Source organism: Streptomyces sp. NPDC024698, from assembly GCF_055559015.1.
Map to the genome: position 1 here is coordinate 635,538 of NZ_JBVHLK010000001.1, position 16,920 is coordinate 652,457.

Genomic DNA, 16,920 nt, shown 5'->3' on the forward strand with positions numbered 1-16,920 from the left:
CGCCAGGGGCCGGGCCGGTTTCTCAGCCCTTCTTGAGGATCAGCTCGGTGTTGCGGTCGCGGGAGGCTCCCGACAGGTCGGTACGGGAGCCGGGGGCGTTGAAGGAGAGCTCGCGGTACAGGGCGGCGAGGCCGGTCTGGGTGAGGTCGGAGAAGTCCGTGGCGTGCGGGGCCGAGGACTCGATGAGGGTGGTGAACAGCGAGAGCGTGCCGTCCTTGTTGTCGACCAGTTCGATGATGCGGGCGAGCTGGGGGAAGTCGATGTGGGAGGCGGTGGAGATCTCCCAGAAGGACCGGTTGCCCGCGGCGGCGTGCGGGATGATCTCGTTCTTGTGGGTGTGGCCGTTCACCCAGGCCAGGGTGTTGCTGAAGCGCGCGAGAAGGGCGACGACCTCGTCACCGCCGTGCCGCCTCTCGGCCGGGTGCGCGGGGTCGGCCTGGGTGTTGTGCATCGACTTGCTGGTGTGGTGGCTGAAGACGATGGCGTACGAGTCGTGGTTGTCGCGCAGTGTCTTCTCCAGCCAGCGCAGCTGCGCCGTGCCGATGGAACCCTCGTAGTGGCCGCCGGGGTCGGTGCTGTCGAGGCTGATGCCGATGACGTCGTCGGCGATCCGGAACGTGTAGTACTGGGTGCCCGCCGCGAGGTTGGCGGAGGAGTAGCCGTGGCCGATCGGGCCCGGTCCGGTGTGGGCCGGGTCGAGGTGCGCCTTGAGGTACTCGGCGGGCGTGAACGGGGCGCGCCTCTCGTCGGGGGTGACCGAGCGCATCTGCCGGGCGTGCGCCTGGAGCAGGGCGTGGAACGCGGCGCCCTTCGGGCTGGTGCCGTTCTTGATGCTCTTGGCGAGCGCGCTGCCCGCCGCGGCGTCCAGCGACATCAGCTTCTTGCCGCCGACGGCGAACTCGGTGAGGTACGAGTCGCGACGGGCTCCGTAGACGCCCATCAGGAGCGCGTCGTGGTTGCCGACCGTGGAGTACCAGGGCACGTTCAGACCGGGGCTGCGCAGCTCGCGGATGGCGGCCGCGAGGAAGCCCTGGATGCGCGGGAAGCCGATCTGCTTGTCGACGTCGCGCAGTGCCGCGTCGGGCTGCCAGTACCCCTTCAGGCCGCTGGACTGGACGCCCTCGTAGTGCCGCGGGTCACCGCTGTTGGGGGTGATGCGGCCCCCGCTCATGACCTTCAGGAACCAGTCCAGTTCCGTCTTGGAGTTGTTGTCGGTGTTGTCCCCCGTGGTCATGACGAAGTGCAGCGGGGATCCGGTGACGGGAGCTCCGTGCAGTGAGTTGACGCGCTCGACCAGCGAGACCGCGCCCGCGACGGTCAGTGCCTCCTGCGGGCGCCAGGCGCCCTTGTTCTGGGCGCGCAGGAACTCCGGGCGCAGCGGGTGCTGGGCGTCGACCAGGTGGAGGTCGGTGAGCTGCACGAACGAGGCGAGCGCGGTGCGCCGGTCGGCCCGGCCCGTCTTGGCCGGGGCCAGTTCGTCGCGTACGACCCGCTTCCAGCCGGCGCCGTCGCCGAGCCTGCGGTATCCGGTGGAGCCGGAGCGCGGGGCGGCGACGCTGCTGAGGGTCGTGCCGCGGGTGTACGGGGCGAGCGGGCCCGGTGCGGTGCGGCCGGTCGCGGCCGCCTGGTCCTGGGGGTGGGCGACGGAGTCGGCGACGGGTGCCTGGGCGGCGGTCGCGGCGTGCGCCGGAGACTGCCCGCGCAGGGTCAGGCCGATCCCCGCGGAGAGGGACACCGCTCCGGTGGCGGCCAGCAGGGTGCGGCGGTTGAGGGCGGGTACGGTGGCGACAGAGCGTATGCGCGGCATGGCGCGGTCTCCCCGAGTGCGAACGCGTCGGCAGTGGTCGCGGGGTGTTCGACTGGCGAACTCCCCGCTCGTACTGGATCGTTGGCACTGGGGATGACCTGCGCGTTAACTGGACGGCAACGGCCGACGCCGATCACCGTACGTGGATCTCGGCGCACCCTGGGCGTCCATGGAGTCCCCTCCGAACGGCCCGGGGGCGGTCACTCCGTGTTCATCTGACGGGGTAGGGGAGGTGAATCCGGCGGCTGGGCGGGGCCGTTCAGGGATTCGCCGGGGAGTAGGCGGGTGCGGACCAGCGCAGCGGGCTGGCGGCCGGTGTCTCGACGGTCGCGGTGAGGGTGAAGCGGAGGGTGCGTTCGCCGTCGGGGGTGAACTCGGTGCGGGCCGTGCCGGTGAGCTGGAGCACCGTTCCCGTGGTCCAGTCCAGGAAGAGCAGGCCGGCGCGCGGGTCGGCCGTGAGGTTGCCGAGGCTCAGGAACATGGAGTTGCCGGGGTAGTCGCGCCAGCTCAGTTCGCCCGGGGCCTCGACGCGCACGAAGCCGGGGTTGCCGCCGCGGTGGCTCGCGTCGGCGCCGTGCGGGTGGACGGTGGCGAGGAAGAAGGTGTCGGCGCTCTCGACGAACTCCCGCTGGGAGGGGGTGAGTTCCGTGCCGCGCCGGGCGGTGCCCGCCGTGCGGCCGGTCACCGTCTCGTACGTCTCTCGCTTCTGGAGGTACTTGGGGCAGTTGGCGAAGACCTGGTCGGCCTCGACCGCGAAGCCGCGCGGGGCCGGCCGGACCCGGCCGTTGAGGCGCATACGGCGGCGGGTGCGCGGGTCCAGGGCGATGGTGCCGACGGCGGTGCCCTCGGCGGCGAGGGCCTCGGTGAGCGGATCGCCGGCCGGGAGGCCGCCCGCGACCGAGATCCGGTGGGCCCCGGTGACCCGTACGAATCCGGGCTCCCCCGTGAGCAGCGAGGCCCAGACGCCGCCGCTCGCGGCATCCGGGGCCCGCTCCGCCCGGGTGCCGCTCCCCGGGGCCGCGGCGCCGACGACCAGCATCGGCTGGAGTTCGAGGAAGGCCGCGGCCACCGGCCGGATGCCCTGGCCGACGGCGCGGCCCACATGATCGGCGAGGTCGCGCACGCCCACGCGGTCCTGGATCGTCCGCGAGCCCGGGTGATACGTCATGACCGCTCCAGAGACTAGAAGAAACCGCAGGTCGGCGCGGACGCGTTCGGTGCCGGGGCCTCCTCGGCGCCGCTCGCCGCGAAGATCTCCAGACGGGTGCCGTCCGGGTCGTGGAAGAAGATGCCGCCCGAGGCCGCGCCCTCGCGGTGGGCGACCACGCCGTCGTGGGCGAACGACGCGCCGTACGCGCGCAGGGCCGTCTCGTACTCCCTGACCCGCTCGACGGATTCGGCTTCGAGGGCGAGGTGGTGCAGGCCCGCCAGGCCGCCGTCGTACGCGCCGCGCGCCTGCTGCCAGAGCGTGAGCACCGGGCGGCCGTCGCCGGACAGGGGGCCGAGGAACGCGTACCGCCGCTCTCCGTCGTCGTCCTTGCCCTCGCCGAGCACCCCGAATCCGAGGACGTCGCGGTAGAAGGCGAGCGAGCGGTCGAGGTCCGTGACGTTCAGGCCGACGTGGCCGGTACGCAGTGTCATGACAGTGCCTTTCCGCCGGTGGGGGTCCCGTCGAGAGACCTAACCCTTGTCGTTGACTTTAGAAGTTAGAATCGAGAACGTCAACCGGTGACCTACTCTTGAGCGGTTAGCAGCGAAGGGAGACTCCATGTCCACCAGCCCCGACCCCCGCCCCCTCACCGGCGAGCCGGTCTCGCTCGACCTGCTCAACACGCGCTGGGTCCACGAGGGCGCGGTGCGGGACCTGCTGGCCGACACCGAGGGCCTCGCGGTCTGGCTGGCGGGCAACGGCCTCGACTTCCCCGCCGACGACACCGTCCTGCGGCACACGCTCGAAGCCCGCGACGCCCTGCGCGCGGCCGTCGACACCCCCCGCGGACAGGACCCCCTGTTCCCGGCGCAGGCCGCCGCCCGCGTCGACGCCGTCCTCGCCCACGGACGCGTCCGGCTGACCTTGACCGGTCAAGGACCGGGTGGGACCCCGGAGTTCGACGACCCCTCCTGGGGCCCGGCCTGGCTCGCCGCGCGCGACTACCTGAAGCTGCTGGAATCGGCCCCCGACCGCATCCGCCGCTGCGCCCACGAGGCATGCGTCCTGCATTTCTTCGACACCTCGCGCAACGGCACCCGCCGCTGGTGCTCGATGGCGGCCTGCGGTAACCGCGCGAAGGCATCCCGCCACTACGCGCGCACAAAAGAGAGCTGAATCGACAAAGAGAGACGTTCGGGTCGTCCCGGATATCCCCTCATAGCGCGGAATCGACGGCATGACGCATGGCGGAAGTGCGCCATGCGTCCATCCCCGCTTGGTCAACTCTCCCCAAACAACTGCCCCTTGAGTAAAGCTGAGCGGTCATCCGGGCTCACATTCCGGACTGATGCGACCGGTCCCACAGGAAGCGCCGGAACCGGCCGTTCCACGCTCGTTCCTTTACCTACAAGGGATGCAGATGATCTCCGACCCTCAGCGCGCCCCCATATCGGGCGCGAGACGCGTGGCCCGCCTGGCCATGGCAGCGGGCCTGGTGGCCGCGCTGTCCGCGGCCGGGCCGATACCCATGGCCTTCTCCGCGGACGCGGGCGCGCCCACGGCCGACCCCGGCACCAAGTCCGCCGCCGCGAAACTCGGTTCGAACGACGCCGACCTGCTCGCCGAGGCCAAGGCCAACGGCGACAAGAACGTCACGATGATGATCGCGACGGCTCCCGGCCAGACCGAACAGGTCGCCAAGGAGCTGAACGCCGTCAAGGGCGGCTCGGTGGGCCGCAGTTACGACAAGCTCGGCTACGTCCGCGCCACCGTCCCGACGAGCAGGGCGGACTCGGCCATCGCCGCCGCCGTCAAACTCCCCTCGGTACACGGGATCGACCTGCGCCAGGAGATCGCGCTGGACGACCCCACCCCGAGCGCCGACACGGCCAAGCACGGCAACAACGCCTCCACGGCCGCCACTTACTCCGGTCCGGGCAAGGACACCCCCGCGAAGAACCCGTACAACCCGTCCTTCGAGACGGGCGCGGTCGACTTCGTCAAGGATCACCCGAAGGCGGACGGCCGGGGCGTCACCATCGGCATCCTGGACTCCGGCGTCGACCTGGGCCACCCCGCGCTCCAGAAGACCACCACCGGCGAGCGCAAGATCGTCGACTGGGTCACCTCGACCGACCCGATCGTCGACGGCGACGCGACCTGGCGCCCGATGATCACCCCCGTGGCCGGGCCCACCTTCACGTACAGCGGCAAGACGTGGACGGCGCCCGCGGGTTCGTACGAGATCAGCACGTTCCGGGAGTCGGCGACGGCGGGCGGCGACGCCGCGGGCGACGCGAACCGCGACGGCGACACCACCGACGCGTGGGGCGTGCTCTACGACCCGGCGGCGGGCACGGTCACCGTCGACCTGAACAACAACAACGACTTCACCGACGACACGCCGATGAAGCCGTACAAGGACGGCTACCAGATCGGCTACTTCGGCACCGACAACCCGGCGACGGACGTCGTCGAGCGGCAGCCGTTCGTCGTCGAGATCCGCAAGGACGTGCCGATGGACCCGTACGGCGGGTCCTGGATCGGCAAGACGGCCGACTTCGTCAACATCGGTGTCATCGAGGCCGAGCACGGCACCCACGTCGCCGGCATCACCGCCGCCAACGGCCTGTTCGGCGGGAAGATGAACGGGGCGGCCCCCGGCGCGAAGATCGTCTCCTCGCGCGCCTGCACCTGGACCGGCGGCTGCACCAACGTGGCGCTCACCGAGGGCATGATCGACCTCGTCGCCAACCGTGGCGTGGACATCGTCAACATGTCCATCGGCGGTCTGCCCGCGCTCAACGACGGCAACAACGCGCGCGCCGAGCTCTACACGCGTCTCATCGACACCTACGGCGTCCAGCTGGTGATCTCCGCCGGCAACTCGGGCCCCGGCGCGAACACCATCGGCGACCCGGGCCTGGCCGACAAGGTCATCTCGGTCGGCGCGACCATCTCCAAGGAGACCTGGGCCTCCAACTACGGCTCGCAGGTGGAGAAGAAGTACGCGATGCTGCCCTTCTCCTCGCGCGGCCCGCGTGAGGACGGCGGCTTCACGCCGACGCTGAGCGCGCCCGGCGCGTCCATCAACTCCACCCAGACCTGGATGCCGGGCTCCCCGGTCGCCGAGGCGGGCTACACCCTTCCGGCCGGCTACTCGATGCTCCAGGGCACCTCGATGGCCTCCCCGCAGGCCGCGGGCGCCTCGGCGCTGCTGCTGAGCGCCGCGAAGCAGAAGGGCATCAGCCTCACCCCGGCCGGCCTGCGCACCGCGCTGACGTCGACCGCCCACCACATCAAGGGCGTTCAGGCCTACGCGGAGGGCGCGGGCCTCATCGACATCAACGACGCCTGGGACTCCATCAAGGACGGCGCCACCGCCCACGACTACACCGTGAAGGCACCGGTCGACACCGCGATCGACTACGCGCTGAAGACGCCGGGCTTCGGCACCGGTCTGTACGACCGCGAGGGCGGCCTCAAGGCCGGGCAGCGCAAGACGTACGACATCACCGTCACGCGCACCTCGGGCGCGGACCGGCCGGTCCGGCACGAGCTGTCCTTCGTGAACAACGCCGGCGGCACCTTCCGGATCCTCGGCAAGGACGAGGTGAACCTCCCGCTGAACCAGCCGGTCACCGTCAAGGTCCAGGCCGCGCCGGAGTCGGCCGGGCTCAAGAGCGCGATCCTGGAGGTCGACGACCCGCGCACCGAGGGCGTCGACAAGCAGATCCTGTCGACCGTCGTGGTCTCGACCCCGCTGAAGTACACCTACAGCGCGTCGAGTTCGGTGCAGCGCAACAGCACCACCTCGTACTTCGTCACGGTCCCTGAGGGCGCCAAGTCCCTGGAGGTCGCGATCGGCGGGCTCAAGGACAAGAGCCAGACCCGGTTCATCGCGATCCACCCGTACGGCGTCCCGGTCGACAACACCAGCACCCCGTACTGCTACAACAACTACCTCGACGGCAACGGCTGCAAGCCCGACGTGCGGTCGTACGCGGACCCGCAGCCCGGCGTCTGGGAGGTCGAGGTCGAGGCGCGTCGCACCTCGCCGCTGCTCGACAACCCGTACAAGCTCGACGTCGCCGTGCTCGGCGCGGCCTTCGACCCGGCCGTCGTGACGGTCCCCGAGGCCAAGGTCGGCACCCCGGCCACCGCCTCCTGGACGGTGAAGAACAACTTCGCCGCGCTCGACGGCAGGCTGAAGGGCGGCCCGCTCGGTTCCTCCAAGACCGCGCGGCCGACCATCACCGAGGGCGCGACGCAGATCACCACGGTGGACGTGCCCGCGGGTGCCGCCTCGCTCGACGTGGCGATCGGGAACGTGTCGGACAACGCCGCCGACCTCGACCTGACGGTGAGGAACGCCGCCGGGACCGTGGTCGGACAGTCGGCGGACGGCGACTCGGAGGAGGCCGTCTCCATCGCCAACCCGGCCGCCGGGACGTACACCATCGAGGTCGCGGGCTACTCGGTCCCCTCGGGCTCGACCGCCTACGACTACCGGGACGTGTTCTTCTCGACCGCGCTCGGCACGGTCTCGGTGGACGACGCGACCCCGGTGAAGCTCGCCACCGGCGCCTCGGCCACGGTGTCCGGCTCGGTCACCGCCGCCGCGGCGGCGCCCGAGGGACGCGAGTTCTTCGGTCAGGTCCAGCTGGTGAACGCGCGCGGCACGGTCGCGGGCCTCGGCAGCGTGAAGATCGAGAAGGTCACGCCGTAGCGGTGTGATCCCCGGCCGCGCGAGCGGACCGGGGCAGGGGGCGGGCGTCCGGGAACGGGGGCCCGCCCTTTCGCGTGCCACCGGCCCGGCCGATGCCCTCGCCACGGCGGCGACCCCGGCCCGGCATCCCGGCCGGCGCCCTCGCCCCGGCACCGACCCCGGCCCCGGCGGCGTTCTTCACCGTCAGGTCGAGGTCGGGGCCGCTGTCACTGCTCGCACCGCGTTCCCCGTGCCTGTGGGAGGGCCTTGACGATCCAGGACCGGTCGCGGGCGATCTCCTGCTCCCCGGTGGTCCAGATGTCGGGGGCCGAGGCGTGCCGCTGGATGCCGACCAGGACCTCCTCGCCCTCGTGCAGCCGGGGGCTGACGTTCCGGTCCATCAGGAAGGTGACCTTCTTCCCGCCGGTGGCCGGCTTGTAGTAGTGGTAGACGTCGAGCGTGATCCGGTCCTGCGCGGTGCCGGGGACCGCGGCCAGCCCGGTGACCGTGCCCTCCACGATGAGCCGGGAGCAGGCGATGTAGCCGGGGGCACTGAGCGAGCCCCGACTGCCGCTGTCCGCCTTGGCGCCGGCCGCGCTCTTCTCGTCCGCCGCGTCCCCGCCGCCCTGGGTCACCAGCCAGCCCAGCCCGACGACCATCGAGGCCACCGCCGCCGCGGCCAGGGCGCCGGCCCCGGCGGCGAGGACGCCCCGGTGCCGTGCGCGCTTCCCCGGGGCGCCCCCCGGACGCCCGTCGCCCGACCTCCGCGACGCCCGGGACCTCCGGGCCCCTCTGGCGTTCCGGGACCCGCCGGCCGGCTCGGCCGTCCGACCGGAGCCCGCCAGCGCGTCACCGATGACGACCAGCTGCTCCCGGAGCACCTCCACGTCCGCGGCGGCCGACCGGTGCTCGGCCATGAACAGGACGTCGTGGCGGGCGCCCTCGGGCAGCTCGGCGTCCGTGATCGCGGCCAGCAGCGGGTCCAGACCTTCGTACTCGGCCACGTCACACCACCTCGTCCTCGTGCAGGCGGGCGCGCAGGGCGCGGACCGCCGTGTGCAGCCTGCTCTTGACCGTGCCCTCGGGCACGCCGAGCTCCTCGGCGATGTCCCGCACCGGCAGGTCGGCGTAGAACCGCAGGACGAGGACCTGGCGCTGGGCGTCGGGCAGTTCGTCCAGGCCCTGGGCGACGGCCAGCGAGAGCACGCTGCTCTCCTCCTCGCAGGACCGGTCCGGCTGGCGCAGCGAGGCCAGCCGCTCGCCCAGCCGCTCCTGCCGTCGCTTGGCCCGGTGCCAGTCCATCGCGAGGTTCGAGGCGACGACCGCGGCCCACGCGGACACGTCGCGCGGCGCCTCGTCCCCCTTGGCGGCTCGCTCCAGCAGCCGCAGCCGGACCTGCTGCACCCCGTCCGGCAGGTCCGCCTGCGGCACGCCTCCGAGCGCGAGCACGGCCCGCACCCGGCGTTCCTGCGTCGCGTCCAGGGGGTCGTCCGCCCCCGCTTCCCGACGTGGCCTTCTGCGCAGCACAGCGACCCCTCCCCTCCCCGCGTCCCCTCTACGACGCCGGTGCGGGCCGAAACGTTCGCTCCGGCGCGAGGCGTACGTCACACCGGGCGAACGGCCCCACCGGTGTCCGCACCGTACGGCTTGCGGTGGCCCTCCGTCGCCGGGCGATTTCTTCGTACCCGGACGCCCGGCCGCCGCAGGAACGGGCTCCGCCGGACGTGCGGCCGCGTCCCACGCTGTGAGCCGCGCGACGAAAGGATTGGACACGCGGGCCCCGGTCAGACGCATGATGGAAGCGCTGGACCACGTAGAACGCACGTCAAGGGAGTCGCCGTGAGGGTCGGAATCGTCGGAGCCACCGGGATGGTCGGCACAGCCATGCGCAGGATTCTGGTCGAGCGGGACTTCCCGGTCGACGAACTGCGTCTGTTCGCCTCGGCCCGTTCGGCCGGGACGGTCGTCGACGGGGTCACGGTGGAGGACGCTTCCACGGCGGACTACGCGGGCCTGGACATCGTGCTGTTCTCGGCGGGCGGTGCCACCTCCAAGGCGCTGGCCGAGAAGGTCGCCTCCCAGGGCGCGGTCGTCATCGACAACTCCTCCGCCTGGCGCAAGGACCCCGAGGTCCCGCTCGTCGTCTCCGAGGTGAACCCGCACGCGATCGCCGACCGCCCCAAGGGCATCATCGCCAACCCGAACTGCACGACGATGGCCGCGATGCCGGTCCTCAAGCCGCTGCACGAGGAGGCGGGCCTCGAAGCCCTGATCGTCGCCACCTACCAGGCGGTGTCCGGCTCGGGTGTCGCCGGTGTGGCGGAGCTGCACGGCCAGGCGCTGAAGGTCGTCGCCGACGCCGACAAGCTGACCCACGACGGCGAGGCGGTCGACTTCCCCGAGCCGCAGGTCTACAAGCGGCCCATCGCCTTCAACGTGCTCCCCTTCGCCGGTTCGATCGTCGACGACGGTCTGAACGAGACGGACGAGGAGCAGAAGCTGCGCAACGAGTCCCGCAAGATCCTGGAGATCCCCGCCCTCAAGGTCTCCGGCACCTGCGTCCGGGTCCCGGTCTTCTCCGGCCACTCCCTCCAGGTGAACGTCCGCTTCGCCCGCCCGATCTCGGTCGAGCGCGCCACCGAGCTCCTCGCGGGCGCCCCGGGTGTCGTCCTCTCCGACATCCCGAACCCGCTCCAGGCCGCGGGCAAGGACGCCTCGTACGTCGGGCGCATCCGGCAGGACGAGACCGCCGAGCACGGCCTCGCGCTGTTCGTCTCGAACGACAACCTCCGCAAGGGCGCCGCGCTGAACGCGGTCCAGATCGCGGAGCTGGTGGCGGCCGAGCTGAACGAGGGCTGACACCCGCGTCCATCACACGCCCGAGGGGGCGGTGCACCGGCCGGTGCACCGCCCCCTCGAGGTTTCGCGTGCTCCTAGGCGGTCGCCGACCTCGCGTCCGCCGCCTGTGCCTTCAGGGCCCGCTCGACGCCCGAGCGGGACTCCGAGACGAGCCGCCGCAGGGCGGCGTTGGGCTCGGCCGCGGCCAGCCACTCGTCCGTCTTGGCCAGGGTCTCCTCGGTGATGTGGATGCCCGGGTAGAGGCCGGTCGCGATCTGCTGCGCGATCTCGTGCGAGCGGGCGTCCCAGATCTCCTTGACCACGGAGAAGTACTTGTCCGTGTACGGGGCGAGCAGCTCACGCTGGTCGGCCTGCACGAAGCCGCCGATGACCGCTTCCTGCACGGCGTTCGGGAGCTTGTCGGACTCGACGACCGAGGCCCATGCCTCCGCCTTCGCCTCCTCCGTGGGACGGGAGGCGCGGGCGGTGGCCGCGTGCCGCTCACCGGCGGCGGTCTTGTCGCGCTCGTACTCGGCGGCGATCTCCGCCTCGTCGAAGCGTCCGACGGTCGCGAGCCGCTGGACGAACGCCCAGCGCAGCTCGGTGTCGACGGCGAGGCCCTCGATGCTCTCGCGGCCTTCGAGCAGCGCCTCCAGGAGGTCGAGCTGCTCGGGGGTGCGCGCGGTCAGCGCGAAGGCGCGCGCCCAGGCCAGCTGGTGGTCGCCGCCGGCCTCGGCCGCGCGCAGGTGGGCGAGCGTGGCGTCGGTCCAGCGGGTCAGCAGCGCCTCGCGGGCGGCCGGGTCGGCGTACAGCTCGATCGCGAGCTTGACCTGCCGGTGCAGCGACTGCACGACACCGATGTCGGACTCCTTGCCGATGCCGGACAGCACCAGCGCCAGGTAGTCGCGGGCGGCGAGTTCGGCGTCGCGGGTCATGTCCCAGGCCGAGGCCCAGCACAGGGCGCGCGGCAGGGAGGACGCGAAGTCGCCGAGGTGCTCGGTGACGTACGCCAGGGAGTCCTCGTCGAGACGGACCTTGGCGTACGACAGGTCGTCGTCGTTGAGCAGGATCACGGCGGGGCGGCGCCTGCCGGCGAGCTGCGGTACGGCGGTCAGCTCGCCGTCCACGTCCAGCTCGATGCGCTCGTCGCGCACCAGCTTGCCGCTCTCGGCGTCGAGGTCGTAGAGGCCGACCGCGATGCGGTGCGGGCGCAGCGTGGGCTCTCCCTGGGCGCCGGCGGGCAGGGCGGGGGCCTCCTGGCGGATGGCGAAGGAGGTGATGACGCCGTGGGCGTCGGTCTCGATCTCGGGCCGCAGGATGTTGATGCCGGCGGTCTGGAGCCACTTCTGCGACCAGGTGCCGAGGTCGCGTCCGGAGGTCTCCTCCAGGGCGCCGAGCAGGTCGGACAGACGCGTGTTGCCGAAGGCGTGGGCCTTGAAGTAGGCCTGGACGCCGCGGAAGAACTCGTCCATGCCGACGTAGGCGACGAGCTGCTTGAGGACGGAGGCGCCCTTGGCGTACGTGATGCCGTCGAAGTTGACGAGCACGTCGTCGAGGTCGCGGATCTCGGCCATGATCGGGTGGGTGGAGGGGAGCTGGTCCTGCCGGTACGCCCACGTCTTCATGGAGTTGGCGAACGTGGTCCAGGAGTGCGGCCAGCGGCTGTCGGGGTGGTAGGCCTGACAGGCGATGGACGTGTAGGTGGCGAACGACTCGTTGAGCCAGAGGTCGTTCCACCACTCCATGGTCACGAGGTCGCCGAACCACATGTGGGCGAGCTCGTGCAGGATCGTCTCGGCGCGCAACTCGTAGGCGGCGTCGGTGACCTTGGAGCGGAAGACGTACTGGTCGCGGATGGTGACCGCGCCCGCGTTCTCCATCGCGCCCGCGTTGAACTCGGGCACGAAGAGCTGGTCGTACTTCGTGAACGGGTACGCGTAGTCGAACTTCTCCTGGAACCAGTCGAAGCCCTGTCGGGTGACCTCGAAGATCGCGTCCGAGTCGAGGAACTCGGCGAGCGAGGGGCGGCAGTAGATGCCGAGCGGCACGGACTGGCCGTCCTTCTCGTACACGCTGTGCACGGAGTGGTACGGGCCGACGATCAGCGCGGTGATGTACGTCGAGATCCGCGGCGTCGGCTCGAAGACCCAGACGTCGTCCTTGGGCTCCGGGGTCGGCGAGTTGGAGATGACCGTCCAGCCGGTCGGCGCCTTCACCGTGAACTGGAAGGTGGCCTTGAGGTCGGGCTGCTCGAAGGACGCGAAGACGCGCCGCGCGTCCGGCACCTCGAACTGGGTGTACAGGTAGGCCTGCTCGTCGACCGGGTCGACGAACCGGTGCAGGCCCTCACCGGTGTTGGTGTAGGCGCAGTCGGCGACGACGCGGACGACGTTGCGCCCCTCCAGGAGACCGGGCAGCGCGATCCGCGAGTCCTTGAAGACCTCGGCCGCATCGAGCGGGTCGCCGTTGAGGGTGACCTCGTGGACGGCCGGGGCGACCAGGTCGATGAAGGACTCGGCGCCGGTCTCGGCGGAGTCGAAGCGCACCGTGGTCACGGACCGGTAGGTGCCGCCCTCCTGCGCGCCGGAGAGGTCGAGATCGACCTCGTACGAGTCAACGGTGAGCAGCTTCGCGCGCTGCTGCGCCTCTTCGCGGGTCAGGTTTGTGCCAGGCACGCGGTCATCTCCTCGTTATGTGTGGGTTGCGCCATCCTTCCACGGGACCCGCACACAGCGCGATGTCCGTTTCCCGCCGGTGCCCGGCCGTCGCGGGCGTGAGCCTTGGAGCATGACGACGTACACCGCACGGCCCATCGGCGCTGCCGCCCTGAAGGAGCTCCGTGACACCGACGACGCCGGCCGCCGGCCGGTCCCGCTGACCGATGGGGAGGGCGGCTCCCCGCTGCGCTGCTGCCTGCGCCGCAGCGAGCCCGGGGAGCGCGTCTCCCTGGTCTCCTACGCCCCGCTGCGCCGCTGGGCGCGGGAGACGGGGGCCGATCCGGGCCCGTACGACGAGACCGGTCCGGTCTTCGTCCACGCGGGCGCGTGCGCGGGCCCGGACGGGGACGGCCTTCCGTTCACGAACGCCCGTCGCACGGTCCGCCGCTACTCGGCCGCGGGGCACATCCTGGGCGGGCAACTGGTCGGGGAACCGGCCGGGTTCGGCGCGGCCTTCGCGGAGGCGTTCGCCGATCCGGAGGTGGCGCTGGTCCATGTGCGGGCGGTCGAGTACGGCTGCTTCCTGTACGAGGTGCGCCGGGACCGATAGCCCAGGCCCGACGGCTCCGAGAGCGACGGCTCCGGGAACGCGCCGAGGGAGTCCCCGCGCGGACCGATGCGGGGACTCCCTCGGCGAAGGCCGGTGCGAAGCGGGCGGGACTCAGCCCTGCTTCGGCTGCTTGTGGGACTTGTCGAGGACCATCACGAGGGCGGTGATGCCCCCGAACAGCACGAGCGGCAGCGCGACGTAGAGGCCGAGCGTCTCGATCACGCTCAGGCCGGAGCCGGGGTCGTCGCCGTCGTCGCGGGTCAGCGCGAGCGCGGGGGACGACATGAGCAGCATCATCAGCGTCGTACCGGCCGCCAGGGCACCGGCGCGCAGAGCGTTCTTCTTGTCCACGGTGCAAACGTAGCGAACACCCGCCGGGGCCGCGCGCCCGGGGGTGCCGTACGGAGGTCACGGGGCCCGGCGCGGGGAGCCGGGGGGACTCCCGGGCGCCCCGGCCTGCCCGTTCTCCGCCCGCACCACGTCGATCAGGGCGTGCAGCCGGGGCGAGGCGGCCAGCTGCTCCAGGGTCACCGGCGCGCCCTCGGCGTCGGCGACGGGCAGGCGCCAGTTGGGGTACTCGTCCCAGGTGCCGGGGAGGTTCTGCGGGCGGCGGTCGCCGACGGCGTCCGGGAGCCAGACGCCGATCATCCGGGCCGGGGTGCGCAGCAGGAAGCGGTGCACGGCCTGGATCTCGGCCTCCTCCGCGGAGGCGGGGGCTCCGCCGCTCGGGCCGCGCAGCAGGCCGAGCCGGGAGAGCAGCGCCAGCCACTCCCGGACGTCCGTGGCCGCGGCCTCCCGTTCCTCGGCCAGGGTGCCGGTCAACAGCCCGAGCCGGTCGCGGAGTTCGACGTGCTCGCCGGTGAACCGGGCGGCGGTGGACGGCAGGTCGTGGGTGGTGGCGGTGGCCAGGCAGTCGGCGCGCCAGGCGTCGGGGGGCAGGGGCAGGCCGTCCCCGTCCCAGTCGCGTTCGAACCACAACACCGAGGTGCCGAGCACTCCGCGTTCCTGGAGGGCCTCGCGCACCCCGGGCTCGACCGTGCCGAGGTCCTCGCCGATGACCAGTGCTCCGGCCCGCGAGGCCTCCAGGACGAGGACCGCGAGCATCGCCTCGGCGTCGTAGCGGACGTACGTGCCCTCGGTGGGCGGCTGTCCCGCGGGGATCCACCAGAGCCGGAACAGGCCCATGACATGGTCGATGCGCAGGGCGCCGGCGTGCCGCAGGAGCGCGCGCAGCAGCCGGCGGTAGGGGGCGTAGCCGCAGGCGGCGAGCCGGTCGGGGCGCCAGGGCGGCAGACCCCAGTCCTGGCCGCGGGCGTTGAAGGCGTCGGGGGGCGCGCCGACGGACATGCCGGCGGCGAAGTACTCCTGCTGGGCCCAGGTGTCCGCGCCGTCGGGGTGGACGCCGACGGCGAGGTCGTGCACGAGTCCCACGCTCATGCCCGCGTCGCGCGCGGAGCGCTGGGCACGGGCGAGCTGGGCCTCGGTGAGCCAGGCGAGCCTGCTGTGGAAGTCGACGCGGCCGGCCAGTTCGCCCCGGGCGCGGACGGTGGCCGGGGAGCGGGGGTCGCGCAGTGCCACGGGCCAGTTCCGCCAGTCGGAGCCGTGCACCTCGGCGAGCGCGTACCAGGTGGCGTGGTCCTCCAGTGCCTGGCCCTCCTCGGCGAGGAAGGCGGTGTACGCGGCCTGCCGTCCGGGTCCGAGCGGCACCGCGCACACGGCTTCGAGGGCCTCGCGCTTGAGGTCCCACACGGCGTCGCGGTCGATCAGCGCGCCCTTGCGCAGCACGCCGTCGCGCAGCCGTCCGGCGCGCTCCAGGATCGCCGCCAGCCGGTCCCGGTCCTCGGCGTAGGGGTATTCGGGGATGTCCTCGACGCGCAGGTGCACGGGGTCGGGGAAGCGGCGGGAGGACGGCCGGTAGGGGGACGGGTCGGTGGGGTCGCCGGGGACGGCCGCGTGCAGGGGGTTGACCTGGACGAATCCGGCGCCCAGGGCGCGCCCGGCCCAGGAGGTCAGCTCGGCGAGGTCGCCGAGGTCGCCCATGCCCCAGGAGCGGCGGGAGAGCAGGGAGTAGAGCTGGACGAGCAGTCCGTAGGTGCGTCCGGGCGGTGCGGGCAGCCGGGTGGGGGCGACGACGAGGTGGGCGTCGGCTTCGCGGCCGTCGGGGGCGGTGGCGCGCAGGGTGTGGACGCCGGGCGGAAGGTTCTCGGCGGACGCGCTCGACGCGCCCTGTTCGGTGGTGACGCGCAGGCGGGTGCCGGCCGGCAGCCCGGCGAGTCCGGCGGGGGCGAGGCCGCCCCAGCTCACCAGGGTCGGGGGCAGCAGCCGCTTCGCGGTCTCGGCCTCGTGCAGCGCGAGGGCGGCGCCGACGGCGTCCGGGGTGCTCGCGTCGACGCCGAGCGCCGCCAGGATCGCGACGAGCGCGCTGTCCGGGGCCGCGACCGTGCGGCCCGGGGAGGGGCTGTACTCGGGGGCGACACCGTGCAGTTCGGCGAGCCGGGACAGGAGGGTCCGCGGGGCCGGCTCCGATGCCGTGCGCGGTGGGCCGGCGGGCCCGGTGGGTGCCATCAGACCCCCGAGGCGGCGCCGGCCGAGGTGGGCTCGCTCGTCAGATGCGCGGCGTCCGCGAGCGGCGGCTCGCTGGTCAGCGGCTCGGCGTCGGGCAGCGGGGGTTCGCTGGTCAGCGGCGCCGCGAAGCAGGCGCTCTCCGAGCCGGCCGGACAGGGGTGGGCCCCCTCGGGCTCGGCGGACGCCCGGCTCGCGCGCGCGCCGGGGACGGACGGCCCCGCCGCGCGTTCGGACAGGGCCGTGAGGAGCAGGTGTGCCGATGCGGCCACGAGGGCCTCCTTGTCGAGGTCGGATACGGCTGCCGGGGGCATTCCGGTGGTTCGTGCCGGAAACGGATACCCCGGGCGGTCATCGCAGCCCTACCCCGTGGGCGCGAGAGCAGACGCGACCGGACGGACAACGTGCTTCCCCTCACACGCCGCCGCCGTCCCGCACGGTCCGGGCCATCCCTCCGGGCTGGGGTCTACCGCCCCTCAGGGCTGGGGTGATACCGCCCCTCCAGGCTGGGGTAATACCGGCACTTCGGCCACTCTCGTTGACACCTTCACCACCCGAATGGTGGGCTCGACGCCAACCGACGCCGTG

General features: G+C 72.4%; 13 protein-coding genes. 4 read left to right on the forward strand and 9 right to left on the reverse strand.

Annotation, left to right across the window (positions count from 1 at the left end):
* Nucleotides 1-22: 22 nt before the first annotated feature.
* From ACZ4AA_RS02755 to ACZ4AA_RS02765, 3 genes are all read right to left on the reverse strand, one after another.
* A complete protein-coding gene (locus tag ACZ4AA_RS02755) occupies nt 23-1,807 on the reverse strand; it encodes a TIGR03767 family metallophosphoesterase (protein WP_467594094.1) in 1,785 nt (594 codons plus the stop codon).
* Nucleotides 1,808-2,066: 259 nt separating this feature from the next.
* Nucleotides 2,067-2,975 (reverse strand): pyridoxamine 5'-phosphate oxidase family protein, encoded by a 909-nt coding sequence (locus ACZ4AA_RS02760; RefSeq protein WP_467594097.1) that lies wholly within the window; start codon nt 2,973-2,975, stop codon nt 2,067-2,069.
* A 14-nt stretch (nt 2,976-2,989) separates the two neighbouring features.
* Nucleotides 2,990-3,448, reverse strand: a complete 459-nt coding sequence (locus ACZ4AA_RS02765; RefSeq protein ID WP_467594099.1) for a VOC family protein — start codon at nt 3,446-3,448, stop codon at nt 2,990-2,992.
* A gap of 127 nt (nt 3,449-3,575) precedes the next feature.
* On the opposite strand from ACZ4AA_RS02765, the gene ACZ4AA_RS02770 reads away from it, so the two are divergent.
* On the forward strand, nt 3,576-4,133 hold the full coding sequence (locus tag ACZ4AA_RS02770; protein WP_467594102.1) for a CGNR zinc finger domain-containing protein: 558 nt from the start codon (nt 3,576-3,578) through the stop codon (nt 4,131-4,133).
* 244 nt (nt 4,134-4,377) lie between these two features.
* Nucleotides 4,378-7,686 carry a S8 family serine peptidase gene (locus ACZ4AA_RS02775; protein ID WP_467594105.1) on the forward strand — a complete coding sequence of 1,103 codons (3,309 nt, stop codon included), beginning with the start codon at nt 4,378-4,380 and terminating at the stop codon, nt 7,684-7,686.
* A 206-nt stretch (nt 7,687-7,892) separates the two neighbouring features.
* Here the strand turns inward: ACZ4AA_RS02775 and ACZ4AA_RS02780 are convergent, their stop codons facing one another.
* Nucleotides 7,893-8,669: a hypothetical protein gene (locus ACZ4AA_RS02780; protein ID WP_467594108.1), complete on the reverse strand. Its 777-nt coding sequence runs from the start codon at nt 8,667-8,669 to the stop codon at nt 7,893-7,895.
* A 1-nt stretch (nt 8,670) separates the two neighbouring features.
* Nucleotides 8,671-9,192: a sigma-70 family RNA polymerase sigma factor gene (locus tag ACZ4AA_RS02785; RefSeq protein ID WP_467594111.1), complete on the reverse strand. Its 522-nt coding sequence runs from the start codon at nt 9,190-9,192 to the stop codon at nt 8,671-8,673.
* A gap of 312 nt (nt 9,193-9,504) precedes the next feature.
* Between ACZ4AA_RS02785 and ACZ4AA_RS02790 the strand changes: the two genes are divergently transcribed.
* Nucleotides 9,505-10,524: an aspartate-semialdehyde dehydrogenase gene (locus ACZ4AA_RS02790; RefSeq protein ID WP_467594113.1), complete on the forward strand. Its 1,020-nt coding sequence runs from the start codon at nt 9,505-9,507 to the stop codon at nt 10,522-10,524.
* Nucleotides 10,525-10,598: 74 nt separating this feature from the next.
* Here the strand turns inward: ACZ4AA_RS02790 and pepN are convergent, their stop codons facing one another.
* Complete coding sequence (gene pepN, locus ACZ4AA_RS02795; RefSeq protein WP_467594116.1) at nt 10,599-13,178, reverse strand: aminopeptidase N; 2,580 nt, start codon at nt 13,176-13,178, stop codon at nt 10,599-10,601.
* A gap of 112 nt (nt 13,179-13,290) precedes the next feature.
* Between pepN and ACZ4AA_RS02800 the strand changes: the two genes are divergently transcribed.
* Nucleotides 13,291-13,770 (forward strand): DUF1203 domain-containing protein, encoded by a 480-nt coding sequence (locus ACZ4AA_RS02800; protein ID WP_467594119.1) that lies wholly within the window; start codon nt 13,291-13,293, stop codon nt 13,768-13,770.
* A gap of 111 nt (nt 13,771-13,881) precedes the next feature.
* On the opposite strand, the gene ACZ4AA_RS02805 is transcribed toward ACZ4AA_RS02800, so the two are convergent.
* The 3 genes from ACZ4AA_RS02805 to ACZ4AA_RS02815 are packed head-to-tail and all read right to left on the reverse strand — an operon-like array spanning nt 13,882 to nt 16,604.
* Nucleotides 13,882-14,121, reverse strand: a complete 240-nt coding sequence (locus tag ACZ4AA_RS02805; RefSeq protein WP_339129379.1) for a hypothetical protein — start codon at nt 14,119-14,121, stop codon at nt 13,882-13,884.
* Between the two features lie 57 nt (nt 14,122-14,178).
* Complete coding sequence (gene malQ, locus ACZ4AA_RS02810) at nt 14,179-16,335, reverse strand: 4-alpha-glucanotransferase (protein WP_467594122.1); 2,157 nt, start codon at nt 16,333-16,335, stop codon at nt 14,179-14,181.
* The gene (locus ACZ4AA_RS02815) at nt 16,335-16,604 is read right to left on the reverse strand and encodes a hypothetical protein (RefSeq protein ID WP_467594125.1); all 270 of its coding nucleotides are present in this window, start codon (nt 16,602-16,604) and stop codon (nt 16,335-16,337) included. Before ACZ4AA_RS02815 ends, malQ begins: the two co-directional genes overlap by 1 nt.
* Nucleotides 16,605-16,920 lie beyond the last annotated feature (316 nt).